We start from the raw sequence: 13,313 nt of genomic DNA on the forward strand, positions 1-13,313 counted from the left end.
AGCAGGGGTGTTGTGATGACCATTATGACAGGTGCGGAGTACTTAGAGAGGATTAACAAGCTGGGTTCAGAAGTTTGGATAGCAGGAGAAAAAGTGACAGGAGACATTTCTGAGCACCCTGCTTTTAAAGGAGTAATGAAAAGTCAAGCTGAGTTATATGATATGCAGCATAAAAAAAGTTTTATAGAACGCCTGACTTTTGCTGATGATAAAAATAACCAAAAAGTCGGGATCTCATATTTAATCCCAAAAACAAGAGCTGATCTAGAAAAAAGGCGGAACATGATACAGACGTGGGCTCGCTACACGGCCGGTTTAATGGGAAGAAGTCCTGATTATATGAACACAGCACTTGCTGCATTTGCCAGTTCAGTCCATCTATTAAGAAATCAGCCGAATTGTTTCCCGGAACATCTTACAAAGTTTTACGAATACGCCATTTCAAATGATCTTTCTTTTACCCACACGTTTATTAACCCTCAAAACAATCGGTCTCTCATGAGCTTTGCAGACGAAGATACGACAAATGCTCGTGTAGTAAAGCGAATAGAAGAGGGGCTTGTTATAAAAGGAGCAAAGCTATTAGCTACTCAGGGCGGAATTACGGATGAAATCATTGTTTTTTCTGCACCAGGTATTCAGGATCAGTCGCACGCGTTTGCTTTTTCGATACCAAGTAATACAGAGGGCGTGAAATTTGTTTGTCGAAAGTCATTAATAGCCGATCATTCACGATATAATTCCCCACTTAGTTCACGGTTTGAAGAAATGGATACAGTCGTTATTTTTGATAATGTGCTGGTACCTTGGGATCGTGTGTTTTTTTATGACAACATTAAAATCGCTAATGAATTTTACAAGAATGGAAATTTTGTCCCGTTTGCCCTTCATCAGATTGTATCGAGACAGGTCATTAAGACAGAGTTTATATTGGGTGTAGCTAAATTGATCGTAGACACTATTAATATTAATGAATACCAACACGTTCAAAGCAAAGTCTCAGAGATCATTATAGGGCTAGAAAGTGGGAAAGCATTACTATTAGCGTCAGAGCTTCAAGCTGAAAAAGATGACCGAGGGATAATGATTCCAAATCGAACACCTTTATATGTCGCAGTGAACCAGTTTCAAGAAACCTATCCTAGGTTCATAGAAATTGTCCAACTGTTAGGAGCGAGTGGAATGATTAACCTGCCCGATGAAAAACAGTTTGCCTCACCTATAGGAGACGTTTTAGATCATTATTTACAGGGGTTTGAAATTAAAGGGAAAGAAAGAGTACAGCTTTTTCAACTGGCATTTGACCTCTGCATGAGCAGTTTCGGGTCTCGACAAACGTTATATGAACGTTTTTTCTTCGGGGATCCTGTACGGCTTTCGCAAATGATTTATCAAACCTATGATATGGAGCCATCTATTTCTTTTGTAAAAGAAATGCTAAATAAAAAGCTGACTTAACAAAGTCAGCTTTTTTAAATTTTTTTATTGTGATGTTTTGCCTCTTGCTCTAACTGAGAATCGGGCTGCTGGTTAGCCACATCTTCTGAAAGTCCTTGACGATTAACAGTTTTTGGATTTTTGCTTTTATTGGCGTTGCTTTTCTTACTCATACGTGCACCTCCTGATCGTAGTATGGAGTTTTAGTAGTGTAAATTATGCAAACAAGTTCAGTACTTTTATATTACCATTCATTAGAAAGAGGTTTTCAATCGTTTAAAAAACTGAGAAAATTACTGGCGGCCTATGGCGATCGAGATCATTGAATCTGTATACTCAAATCCTTCAACTAGGGTCTCTCCTTATAAATCACAATGTACGTATTTTTTACCTTCTTGCCCATGTTTATTCAGCCGTAATTTGCAAATAAATAATATAAAGAGGAGGTTATATAATATGGAAAAAGAAGAGAGAAAATCGATTGGCGATCGTAAGTATGAAGCTTCTGACTATCAGCGCGATGATGAAATATCTAAAGGGTTGGCCACGACTCATGAACAAGTTTCAGACACTTTAACGGAAGGCACTTATGACGCTAAGGTTGATCAATTGGACAAGGATGGTCACTTAGTAACTCATAAAGGAAAAGAAATAAATAAACGTAAATAATAAAAACCCCGCTGCTTATTGAGCAACGGGGTTTCTGTTTTCTTTGTAATGAGTAAGAAGCTGGTCTACATCTTTTAATTGTTCTGTATAATGAGTGAAATCCTCTTTAGCGTGAAGGTCTAATGAGCGATTGATCTTATACTCAATATAATTTTTTTGTAAGACTAAGTCGTCATATGTTGTTACATAGCCAGAGAGATAATATTCTTCTAATTTGTCTGATGCCATATGGAACGTATTTGTGCTACTGGCCAAAGGAATGTACCAACCGACTGGATCTAAATAATGAGGCGATCCGTTTAACATAATCGTGTCGTATTTTTTAAATGTAAGTGTTTGTTTTAATTTAGAGTAGGCTGCATGTTGTATATGATCAAATGGTTGCGTAACGATAAGGGGCTGAGTCATAAAAATTTTCACCTCTTTAGCAGGATTTATCTCATTTTAATTGATAATGATTATCAGTGTCAAGAGGTTTGAGAACGAGTCGGTTTATAGAAATGTACTAAACTATGCATAAGCAGCGGTAGAAGGGAGACATTCTATTGACAAAACCTGAAGTTTTAATTGTAGAGGATGAAGAAAGAATTGCGCGGGTTTTACAGCTTCACGTTAAATTTCTTCTCGTCGTTTTTCCCTTCTGAAGTGATGGAAGTGAATGCACCGTTTTGTACCTTTAATAGCAACATCTTTGATCTCTTCCTCACTTAATGATTCTTCTTTATTTTCCTTAATGGAGGAAACCTGTTCTAAGTGGATGACAACGGCAGTCTGTCTATTGAAGGAGATAGGAAGTTCATAAATACGAATGGGGTCATAAAAGTCCTGCTAATAATAGTGATGATGGTTTATTATCCTCTCTTTGACGTAACTTTGAGGATAGTTTTCACCTCTTCTTCAAATGATAATGAAGAAGAAGGAGGAAGAATGAATGACTAAAAGAAGAAAAGGTCCAAAACAAAAAGATCAACCCAATTTACCTCAGAGTCCTAAACAAGGTTATGGAGAGAAATTAGATGGATCACATCAAGTAAAGCAAGATAATCATAGCCGTCAAAATCAACATTCCTCACATGACTTATAGAAAGACAAAACCGTCAGCGTCCCACGTTGGCGGTTTTATCTTTCTCATCAACTTGAACGTGATGATGGTCATTACGAAATTGAGTTTGAAGACGGAGATATTGAATATGAAGTGAAAGTTCATGAAAAAAATTGGAAAAACTATTGAATTTGAGAAAGACGAAGACGATGATTAAAGAGGGCTGCCTCTGTGCAGTCTTTTTTTACTTTAAATATTAGTTAATGGTAGGAAAATTTTGATATAATAAAAATAAACACGAACTCTATAGAGGGGATGACCATGAAAACAAAGAGCATTGCTGAACTGACTCAGGGTGTTTGGCTTGTGGATCAAAAAGTGAAAGAATTTCCTGAAGAGTTTTCATTAATCGGGCAGGGCAGAAGTGCAGCAGTCTTTAAACTGGAGGGTGCACGCACATTAGCAGTGAAGGTGTTTTATCCAGCTTATAAAGAACTTGCACATAAAGAAGCGGATATATATTCTAAGCTAGAAAATCATGTGTATTACCCTGAGCTCATTGAAGTGGGGGAAGGGTACTTAGTTCTTGAGTACTTAAATGGAATTACTTTTTATGACTGTCTTGTGAACGGAGTGCCGATTACACCAAGTATGGTGGCGATGGTCGATGAGGCTTTAAATTATGCACGAGAGTGTGGATTGAATCCCTCTGATACTCATTTGAAAAATATTATTTTAACCAAAGATCATAAAATAAAAGTGATTGATGTTGTTCGATTTACCCAGTCCGAAGAATGCCCGCATTGGTCGGATTTGAAAAAAGCGTATTATAGTTATTATTTAAAGCGTTACTTTCCTAAACGCTTTGCTCCTTTATTTATTGAATTAATTATACGCCTATATCGAAAACGTTTGTTACCTATTTAAACCTATTCCTACGTTTTACCATTTCTCATCCTGGGAATCGGTAAGAAAAGGAAAGGTGGGAAATCAGATGTCACAATATCGTCTAAGTAATGTGGAAGTAGGGAAAAATTATACGGCGAAGGAACTCGATAGTTTTGTGAGTACAACGGATGTCGTATTGCTCGCTAATAATGAATCTCAACTTTTTACAGACCCAGAACGTGAATATAAAGTAACCGATGTATTTGAAGGGTTCTTTGAGCACTCTTCTGACAATGGTGAGAAATACTTTCGTGAAAAGAAAGCATTCGTCGTTGAAAAAGTTTAATCTTTAAAAAAACTGTCGAGAAAGTTCTCGACAGTTTTTTTATCTTTTTATCTCGGACCCCTATAAAATGTAAGACGTGTACTCTTTAACCGCTGTGCACCCCAAAAAACAAAAGCATTAAAAAACAGTGACCCGCCATGGGAAAGGGACAAAGAACAGGTTCGTTTGTACCAGCTTTCCATTGAAGGTAAGTGGATTTATCGAATTAGAAAAAAACGTTGTGCGTAGCTTCGGAGGTTCTAAAGAACTGCATGGCTGCATTATTGTCGTTTGCGCGGGAAAACGGGCGATCCGAGACCCCGGAGCGCGGGTTTTCGCCCGAACGTCCATTCAAAAACTCCCGGAGATAACGGGAGTTTTTTTGTTTTAATACCTTAATTTCATTAAAATCTCCTTAATCTCTTCGTCTTCCATCAAGGTCTTTTCATATTTTTTCGTGATTTCAGTTAAAGCTACATCGTGCTGGAAGAATTCAGTGAAAAATTTTACAAGCGGCTTGGACTTTGTCGTAATACCTTGCCAAAGCTCTTGTTCCACCCCTGCAAAAATGATTTCCTCCTCATCGATGATGACAAGCTGATATTGTTCTAATGCTTCATGACCTTCGTCTGGGTATAGAATATGAATATGTTTTAAATCTGTATGGATGGAACCTACGGATAACATTTCTACCTTAATTCCATTTTTACTTTTAAGTTCCAGTATAGGAATAAGAGACTGTATATCTTCATTCCAGCCCGATAAAAAAATGGAACGAGTGGCTTGCTGGACTTTTTGATGTAACAGCGAGTGGATACTTTGTTTATTTTGTAGGGACCATACTTGTTCATCCGAAGGCGGAAGGGTGTATTTTCTTTCTTTTAATTCGTTAATGTGAGTTTCAAACTCTAAGGTCAATTTTTCGATCGTCGTATCTAAAGGAAGCGCATTATAGAATTTCTTTTTTTGCTGATGTGAAGTGAGAAGCAATCCTTTTTCTACGAGTCTGCTCAACACTTCATACACTTTAGACTTTGGAACGCCTGAATACTTTACAATTGTAGTGGCATCCAATGGCTCTTGACTCCCTGTCAACGCCTCAAAAACCTGACTTTCATATTGGGTAAACCCAAATTTTTGCAACATGTTGTCTTCTTCCTTCCCTCAGCTGATAACTCTAGAATACAATGAGAATTTCCTAACGTAAAATGGTTGTTTTTCTTTTGTTATAAGGTTACCATTGTAGTGGTAACTTTTAAAAGGGAGAAAAGATAAATGAATAAAAAAGTTTATATGTTAGCGATTGTTTCGTTTGTAGTAGGGACAGTCGAGTTAATCATTGGAGGAACACTTGATTTAATAGCAGGGGATTTAAACGTTTCATTGGGGCAGGCAGGTCTTCTTATTACAATCTTCTCACTTGTGTTTGCGATAGCCTCACCTATTTTATTAACCGTGACGGCTAAATACGAAAGAAAAAAATTGACGCTTGTATCTTTGTTTGTGTTTTTCTTAGGAAATTTATTAGCTTTTTGGAGTCCAACGTATTTCGTCATTTTATTAGCAAGGATCATATCTGCAGCCAGTGGTTCGTTATTAGTTGTTTTGGGAATCACCATAGCGTCTTCAATTGTAAAAAAAGAGTTTCAAGCACGTGCTATTGGAATCATTTACATGGGGATTAGCGGGTCACTAGTATTAGGAGTGCCGATCGGATTAACGTTAAGCAATGCTTTTGGATGGCGATCACCATTTTTGCTCGTTGCTATCTTAACTCTTGCTTCTATGGTAGTAGTAGCTTTCTCATTAGAAAAAATTGAGCCCAAACCAGCATTACCTATTAAAGAGCAGATTCGTACATTGAAAGACAGCAAAATATTTTCTGCCCAACTTACTTCCTTTCTATTCCTAACTGGCCATTTAACACTTTATGCGTATTTAACACCTTTTCTAAAAACGATGTTAGGTTTAAATGGTACCTGGGTAAGTATTGTTTATTTTATATTTGGTGTAGCCGCAGTGCTAGGTGGTGGTATCGGAGGTCTTATATCTGATAGATGGGGATCGGAACGCAGTATTATAGCCATAATTGGCTCTTTTGCTATTGCGATATTCCTTATCCCATTTGTAACATTTTCCTTTCCCCTATTCTTAATTATTATGGTTGTTTGGAGTATGTTAAGTTGGGCGATAACTCCTGCTCAGCAAAGTTATCTGATCACATCAGCACCAGAAACGTCTGATATTCAACAAAGTCTAAATAATTCTGCACTTCATTTTGGTATTGCCATGGGATCTACAGTAGGGGCCGTCGTCATTGAACAAGCCTCTGTTATCCACAATGCTTCCGTAGGCGGATTGTTTGTGTTAGTTGCGTTAATTACCGCCTTTTTCTCTATTACAAGAAACCGCACGATTACAGCATCAGAAAGCTCAGTTTAAGTTCAAGATCACACCTCTTTACCCAATTATTGGAAGGGTGTGGTCTTATTCATTAAATTTTATGAAAGGGGTTGCAATTGTTAGAAAATTGGTTTAATGTTGTTTACAAGTTGATCCGAAACGTTTTGGAGGCGTGCTATGACTACAATCAAACATATAGCCAAACAGGCTGGAGTATCAGTTACAACAGTCTCTCGCGCTTTAAATGGCTATTCAGACGTGAATGCAAAAACACGTAAGAAGATAGAAGATGTAGCGAAAGAGTTAAATTACAGCCCGAACTCTCTAGCTAGAAGCTTAGTTAAAAATCAATCCGAAACGATCGGTTTGCTCGTATCTGGTTTTACGAAAGAAAGTGTGAAAGATGGATTTACAGTAGAAGTCATGTCAGGCATTAATAATTTTGTTGCTGAAACAAAATATGACTTAGTGTTATTTAACACAGATTCTTCGAAGCAGCGAAAGAAGACCTATACTCAGCTTTGTAAAGAGAGGCGGGTAGATGGGGTTATACTTCAAGGGATAAAAACCGACGACCCATATTTGGAAGAAGTAATGGAATCAGATATTCCATGTGTTTTTATTGATATTCCTGTAAGTTCTGACCATGTAGGTTATGTATCGACGGATAACAAAGAAGGAGCAAGAGTGGCGGTTAATCATTTAATCGAACTCGGTCATCGTAAAATAGCCATGGTTAATGGACATGAACAAGCTTTTGTAAGTAAAGAAAGATTAGAGGGATATAAGCTAGCCCTACAACAAAATAACATTCAATTTATAGCTGAGTATGTAAAGAACGGTTCGTTCATAGAAGAAGAAGCCTATAAGCAAACGTTAGCTTTGCTAAAAGAACAACCAGATATCACAAGTATATTTTGTGCAAGTGATTTAATGGCTATAGGGTCCATAGAAGCTGCTAAAGAATTGAATTATAAGATTCCTGAAGATTTATCCATTATTGGCTATGATGATATTCCATTATCAAGCTACATTTCACCAGCCTTAACTACAGTTTCGCAAAATAAATACGATTTAGGCTATAATGCTGCTCGGATGCTTACGAATATGCTTAAGCATCACCAGCCGCCTGAAAGATGCATTTTAGAAACTGAACTTAAAATCAGGCAATCAACATCTATTCGCTTATAAAATTTTTTTAACCAAACCCGAAACGTTTCGGGTGAATTTTAAAATACTTTCCGAAACGTTTTGGTTCATACATGGAGGAGGGGTTTTATGAATTATAGAGCAATTAAAGAAAATAATATGTTCTTACTAACTAATCCAAGTGGGAACATATTCTCCGAGGACGCTTATGGTTTAGGTCTTTACATAAAAGATACGAGATTTTTAAGCCATTTTGAAACTTTCATAAATGGAGAATCACCGATTTTATTGGATTCTGATGGATCTAGTAATTATGTTTCTCGTATGACGTTAACCAACCCCCATCAAGAAGAAAACGGGGAAATTAAACTTTGGAGAGAATCCTTAGAGGTGGCTAGAGAACAATTCATTGTAGAGAACGTTCTCTATGAAAAGATTTCTTTTAAGAATTACAGTCCACAATCCATCGAATTTACTTTCAGTGTAAAAGCGCAAGCAGATTTTAAAGATATGTTTTTAATTCGTGGATTTCAATCAGGCAATATTGGACGTCTTACTGAAACTCTTTCTGATCATGATCAGCTATCCTTTCACTACGAAGGAGCAGATGACCTAGATCGTTCAACCACTTTAAGCTGGAATCAACAAGGGAAAGCCGACAAAGATGATCGGACTCTGATACATTTCCCTTTCAGCCTTAAGCCTCAAGAAGAGAAAGAACTTATACTAAACGTTTCTGCAGCTATTAAAGATCAATTTGCAGGCGTTCCTTTAAATTATGAAGAGGCACTGGAAAAGCTTGAATCCTCACATGAACAGTGGAACGCTGAGCTGCCGTCGGTATCTTCAGATTCTGAAGTTCTTAATGGATCAGTAAAGCAAGGGTTAAATGACTTAAGAGTATTACTGACGAACTTAGGTCATGGTCCTTTTCCAGTTGCGGGTTTGCCTTGGTTCGGCGTTCCGTTTGGAAGAGACAGCTTAATTGCTGCGTGGCAAATGCTTCCTTTCTATCCTGAAGCAGCGAAAGGCACCTTGTTTACAATGGCTTCTCTGCAAGGAACGAAAGAAAACGAGTGGAGAGATGAACAGCCAGGGAAAATTATGCATGAAATTCGCTACGGAGAACTGGCAAACACAAATCAGGTTCCATTCACTCCTTACTATGGAACGATCGATGCGACGCCGTTGTTTCTTGTACTATTAAGCGAGTATGTGAAATGGACAGGAGATCTTAAAACATTTGAATTGCTACAAGATAACGTAGACCAGGCGCTCGAGTGGATTAACAAATATGGAGATCGTGATCAGGATGGATTTGTAGAGTATTTCCAAGAATCTGCAAAGGGGATTGCAAATCAAGGGTGGAAAGATTCAGCGGATTCAGTAGTCCACCGCTCGGGTAAATATGCCGAAGCTCCGATAGCATTATCAGAAGTGCAAGGGTATGTCTATCATGCAAAAACAGGGCTTGCAGATGTTTACGAAGCTGTCCGTCAAGGCGAAAAAGCCACCCTTCTCAGACAAGAAGCAGAAAAGTTAAGCGACCTTTATGAAAACGCTTTCTGGTTAGAGGAAGAAAGATTTTACGCAATAGCTTTAGATAAAGAGAAAAAACAAGTCGGTTCAATTACTTCAAATCCTGGTCACACACTAATTTCAGGTATTGCTTCAGAAAACAGAAGTCGTGCTGTAGCGGAAAAGCTGGTTTCTCCTTCTATGTTCTCAGGTTACGGCATACGTACGATGGCCACTTCTGAAAAAGCTTATAATCCAATGAGTTACCACGATGGCAGTGTATGGCCGCATGATAACAGTCTTGCTCTTTTAGGCATGAGTAAACGGGGTTATACAAAAGAGTTGAAAACTACAGTGGAAGGATTGTTGCAAGCAGCTTCTGAATTTGACTACTATCGACTTCCTGAATTGTTTTGCGGTTATGAGAAGGAAAAAGGAAGACTTATTCGTTACCCAGTAGCTTGCTCTCCTCAGGCATGGGCAGCTGGAACTTCATTAACATTTATCCAGTCACTCTTAGGGCTATTTCCAAATGTTTTAACAGAAAAAATTATACTTAACCCAACTCTTTTAGATGATATGAATCACTTAGAAGTTGAGAAATTGCCAGTAGGAAGAGGATATTTAAGTCTTAAACTGAAAAGAGAAGATGGTTTTATTCGAGTAAACGTATTAGAAAATACTACAGGTTTAAAAGTGGTTTCCTCACAACCTGTAGAATCTAAATAAATTGAAGGAGGAGAAAGTTATGAAAACAAAATCGTGGATGATTTTAAGTTCTCTATTAACATTATTACTGATCGCAGCAGGTTGTTCAGGAAACGATGGAACTTCTGGTGACGGAGGAAGCGAAACCGAAGATGGTAAAACAGAAATTTCTTTAGCAGGATGGTCTTCTTCCCCTGAAGAAGAGAAACTTTTAAAACAGCAGCTCGAAGATTTTGAAGAAGAGAATCCGGATATTACAGTGAAACATGAAGTGATTGCCGATCAGTATATGGATGTCCTTAAAACTCGTTTAGTAGGTGGGGAAGGACCTGACGTATTCTACTTAGATGCTGTTGAAGCACCTGCTCTTATTGAAACGGGCGTTCTCGAACCTCTTAATAGTTACGTAGACGAAGATTTTGATGCAGGTGATTTTGAAGAAAATTTAATCGATCCTTTTAAAGATGAGGAAGGTGAAGTGTATGGTTTTCCGAAAGGATACTCTACTTTAGGCTTGTTCTATAACAAAGAAATGCTTGATGAAGCAGGCGTAGATGTTCCGACCAACTGGGAGGAGCTAGAAGAAGCTGCCAAAGAATTGACGACAGAGGATACGGTTGGTCTAGGGATTTCTCCAGAAATGGCACGCAACCAATTTATTGGGGAGTCTGGAGAAGGAGACATGGTTGTAGATGGTAAAGCAGCATTTGGAAGTGAGGAAGTAGTCAATGCATTACAACCGATTGTTGATTTGCGAAACGAACATGAAGCAGCAGCTGCTCCATCAGAGATGGGTGCGGAATCCACAGGAGAAATGTTTGGTCAAGGGCGTGCTGCTATGGTTATGGAGGGGAATTGGAACGTTCCATACTTAAACGAAACCTTCCCAGATATGGAGTATGGTGTTTCAGAAATTCCTACTTTCAATGATTCACAAGGTACCATGGCGTTTACAGTATCTTACGTAATGAACCAAGCTTCAGAAAAGAAAGAAGCTTCCTGGAAACTAATCTCTTACTTAACTGGTCAAGAAGGAATGAAAACGTGGACAGAAACAGGGCTGGAACTGCCTGCCAGGGCATCAGTTGCAGAAGAACTAGGATATGAAGACGATGAAATTCGAGGTCCTTTAGTAGCTGGCGCTGAGTATGCTACAGCTTGGTCAGACGGGCCGAATTTACCAACTATTTATAATAACTTTGATAACGAATTCTTGTCTGCTTTCCTTGGGGAAAAATCACTTGAAGAAGCATTAGAAACTGGTGAAGACGTGGCAAATAGTGAAATAGGTGAATAAAAACATCAATAGCGATTATGCACCACCCATGATCGCTATTGAAAAATTCGAATAAAAGGGAGGGCCTCATATGGAACGGGCTGAGGCAGGAAGTTATTCAAAAGTGAAAAGCAAAAAGAAAAGAAATTATACTCGGTTGTTAAGGAGTATCATTCAAGGTTACGGTTTTATGCTGCCAACGATCCTGGTGTTGTTAGTGTTTATATTAGGACCTGTTCTTTATGCGGTTTTCCTTTCATTCTTTGATGTAACTCTATTAGGCGGTACTGTGCTCGATTATACAGGTGTTGATAACTACTTAAGAATTATGGAGGATTCACGGGCAAAAAGAGCGCTGGTGAATACCGCTTTGTATGTGGGAATTGTAGTTCCAGCTCAGACTTTCTTAGCGTTATTTCTAGCATCAACACTAAATGCCGGCTTAAAAGGTGAGAAGATCTTTAGAATCATTTATTTTCTGCCAACATTAACATCTTCTGCAGTTCTTACACTTATTTTTATGTGGATGTACAACCAGAATGGACTAATTAATAACCTACTAGACAAAGTGAATTTGCCTACATACAACTGGATAGGAGACCCGAATATTGCTTTGTATTCCATAATGATTATGAATATTTGGGCTACAGCTCCATTATTTATGGTCATATATTTGGCGGCATTGCAAGGGGTGCCGAAGAATTTGTATGAAGCAGCCGAACTTGACGGTGCAAACGTCATTCAACGTTTCTGGCATATTACAGTGCCTCAGCTTCGTCCTATTACTTCTTTTGTTGTCATTATGGGATTAATCGGAACCTTTCAATTGTTTGACCAGTCGTACATTTTCTCAGGAGGGTCTGGTGGACCTTCAAATTCCACACTAACTGTTGTGCTTTTAATTTATCAATATGCCTTTAAATCGTTGGGAACGATGGGGTATGCGACGGCAATTGCATTTATCCTGGCGTTAATTATCTTGATTGCGAGTATTTTACAGAGAGTTTTATCGAAGGAAGAACAATTCAATTAATGGAGGGGATCAATAATGCAAAAGAAAAAGTCGTGGGCTAAGAAACTGTTGTATGTTGTTTTGATCACCTATGCATTAATTACGTTAGTTCCCTTCGTGTGGGCATTATCGTCGTCTTTTAAAACTTTTGCGGAAATTTCAAGCGGAGTTATGAACTTTATTCCAAAAGAGTTTACGTTCGAAAACTATAAGCAGATTTTTATTGAAGAAGATTTATTTTTTCGCTGGTTATTAAACTCTGTTGCTATTGCAGGGGGTGGAACAGCTCTGAATTTGTTATTTAATTCCATGGCTGGGTATGCTTTAGCTAGAATTAGTTTCCCTGGAAAACGGATGTGGTTCATGCTTATTCTAGCTGTCATTATGATTCCTGTTCAAGTAACGATGATTCCTAACTACTTAATTCTTAAAGAGCTAGGATGGCTTAATAGTTATCAAGGTATGATCGTACCGGCAATGATTAATGCAACCTTTATCTTTATGATGAGACAATTCTTTATTAATTTCCCTAAAGAGTTAGAGGAAGCGGCTTCACTAGATGGGTTAGGAAGGTTCGGTATGTTCCTTAAAGTCGTACTTCCTTTAGCAAAACCTGCTTTGGCAGCCCAAGCGATTTTCGTGTTCATGGGCTTTTGGAATGATTTTATGAGACCTCTTATTATTATGACGGATGCTGAAATGTATACGCTGACAGTCGGCCTTAATTCATTTAAAGGTCAATATGTTACCTATTGGAACTATATTATGGCGGCCTCTATGGTATTTACGCTTCCCGTGCTCGTTATTTATATGTTCTTTAACAAGTTCTTCATGAAGGGACTTTCCTTCACGGCAGATAAGTAAAAGCACTCCTTTGTGATAAAAT

15 protein-coding genes are annotated in these 13,313 nt (G+C 38.1%); 12 read left to right on the plus strand and 3 right to left on the minus strand.

Features of this window, described 5'->3' with window-relative positions; all coding sequences use genetic code 11:
- The first annotated feature begins 15 nt into the window (after positions 1 to 15).
- The gene (hpaB, locus tag IEV27_RS17110) at positions 16 to 1,458 is read left to right on the plus strand and encodes a 4-hydroxyphenylacetate 3-monooxygenase, oxygenase component (protein WP_188378712.1); all 1,443 of its coding nucleotides are present in this window, start codon (positions 16 to 18) and stop codon (positions 1,456 to 1,458) included.
- A gap of 14 nt (positions 1,459 to 1,472) precedes the next feature.
- On the opposite strand, the gene IEV27_RS17115 is transcribed toward hpaB, so the two are convergent.
- Positions 1,473 to 1,610 (minus strand): hypothetical protein, encoded by a 138-nt coding sequence (locus IEV27_RS17115; protein WP_188378713.1) that lies wholly within the window; start codon positions 1,608 to 1,610, stop codon positions 1,473 to 1,475.
- Positions 1,611 to 1,893: 283 nt separating this feature from the next.
- Here IEV27_RS17115 and IEV27_RS17120 point away from each other — a divergent pair, with 283 nt between their 5' ends.
- On the plus strand, positions 1,894 to 2,106 hold the full coding sequence (locus tag IEV27_RS17120; protein WP_188378714.1) for a YozQ family protein: 213 nt from the start codon (positions 1,894 to 1,896) through the stop codon (positions 2,104 to 2,106).
- A 15-nt stretch (positions 2,107 to 2,121) separates the two neighbouring features.
- Here the strand turns inward: IEV27_RS17120 and IEV27_RS17125 are convergent, their stop codons facing one another.
- Positions 2,122 to 2,514, minus strand: a complete 393-nt coding sequence (locus IEV27_RS17125) for a hypothetical protein (protein WP_188378715.1) — start codon at positions 2,512 to 2,514, stop codon at positions 2,122 to 2,124.
- A 345-nt stretch (positions 2,515 to 2,859) separates the two neighbouring features.
- On the opposite strand from IEV27_RS17125, the gene IEV27_RS19915 reads away from it, so the two are divergent.
- The 4 genes from IEV27_RS19915 to IEV27_RS17140 all read left to right on the plus strand — a co-directional run bounded on the left by IEV27_RS19915 (position 2,860) and on the right by IEV27_RS17140 (position 4,382).
- A complete protein-coding gene (locus tag IEV27_RS19915; protein ID WP_229735403.1) occupies positions 2,860 to 3,045 on the plus strand; it encodes a hypothetical protein in 186 nt (61 codons plus the stop codon).
- Positions 3,038 to 3,190 carry a small acid-soluble spore protein P gene (locus IEV27_RS17130; RefSeq protein ID WP_188378716.1) on the plus strand — a complete coding sequence of 51 codons (153 nt, stop codon included), beginning with the start codon at positions 3,038 to 3,040 and terminating at the stop codon, positions 3,188 to 3,190. Before IEV27_RS19915 ends, IEV27_RS17130 begins: the two co-directional genes overlap by 8 nt.
- Positions 3,191 to 3,469: 279 nt before the next feature.
- Positions 3,470 to 4,075, plus strand: coding sequence for a serine/threonine protein kinase (locus tag IEV27_RS17135; protein ID WP_229735404.1), 606 nt, complete (start codon positions 3,470 to 3,472; stop codon positions 4,073 to 4,075).
- A 67-nt stretch (positions 4,076 to 4,142) separates the two neighbouring features.
- Positions 4,143 to 4,382 (plus strand): hypothetical protein, encoded by a 240-nt coding sequence (locus tag IEV27_RS17140; RefSeq protein ID WP_188378717.1) that lies wholly within the window; start codon positions 4,143 to 4,145, stop codon positions 4,380 to 4,382.
- A gap of 366 nt (positions 4,383 to 4,748) precedes the next feature.
- Here IEV27_RS17140 and IEV27_RS17145 read toward each other — a convergent pair whose 3' ends face one another.
- On the minus strand, positions 4,749 to 5,507 hold the full coding sequence (locus IEV27_RS17145; RefSeq protein WP_188378718.1) for a TrmB family transcriptional regulator: 759 nt from the start codon (positions 5,505 to 5,507) through the stop codon (positions 4,749 to 4,751).
- A gap of 129 nt (positions 5,508 to 5,636) precedes the next feature.
- Here IEV27_RS17145 and IEV27_RS17150 point away from each other — a divergent pair, with 129 nt between their 5' ends.
- From IEV27_RS17150 to IEV27_RS17175, 6 genes are all read left to right on the plus strand, one after another.
- The gene (locus tag IEV27_RS17150; RefSeq protein ID WP_188378719.1) at positions 5,637 to 6,803 is read left to right on the plus strand and encodes an MFS transporter; all 1,167 of its coding nucleotides are present in this window, start codon (positions 5,637 to 5,639) and stop codon (positions 6,801 to 6,803) included.
- A 138-nt stretch (positions 6,804 to 6,941) separates the two neighbouring features.
- The gene (locus tag IEV27_RS17155; RefSeq protein ID WP_188378720.1) at positions 6,942 to 7,955 is read left to right on the plus strand and encodes a LacI family DNA-binding transcriptional regulator; all 1,014 of its coding nucleotides are present in this window, start codon (positions 6,942 to 6,944) and stop codon (positions 7,953 to 7,955) included.
- Between the two features lie 87 nt (positions 7,956 to 8,042).
- Positions 8,043 to 10,160, plus strand: coding sequence for an amylo-alpha-1,6-glucosidase (locus IEV27_RS17160; RefSeq protein ID WP_188378721.1), 2,118 nt, complete (start codon positions 8,043 to 8,045; stop codon positions 10,158 to 10,160).
- A gap of 19 nt (positions 10,161 to 10,179) precedes the next feature.
- Positions 10,180 to 11,436, plus strand: coding sequence for an ABC transporter substrate-binding protein (locus IEV27_RS17165; protein ID WP_188378722.1), 1,257 nt, complete (start codon positions 10,180 to 10,182; stop codon positions 11,434 to 11,436).
- A gap of 169 nt (positions 11,437 to 11,605) precedes the next feature.
- The gene (locus IEV27_RS17170; RefSeq protein WP_229735413.1) at positions 11,606 to 12,448 is read left to right on the plus strand and encodes a carbohydrate ABC transporter permease; all 843 of its coding nucleotides are present in this window, start codon (positions 11,606 to 11,608) and stop codon (positions 12,446 to 12,448) included.
- A 15-nt stretch (positions 12,449 to 12,463) separates the two neighbouring features.
- Positions 12,464 to 13,291, plus strand: coding sequence for a carbohydrate ABC transporter permease (locus tag IEV27_RS17175; RefSeq protein ID WP_188378724.1), 828 nt, complete (start codon positions 12,464 to 12,466; stop codon positions 13,289 to 13,291).
- The last annotated feature ends 22 nt before the right edge of the window (positions 13,292 to 13,313 follow it).

This window comes from Halobacillus andaensis (assembly GCF_014636475.1).
GTDB lineage: Bacteria > Bacillota > Bacilli > Bacillales > Halobacillaceae > Halobacillus_A > Halobacillus_A andaensis.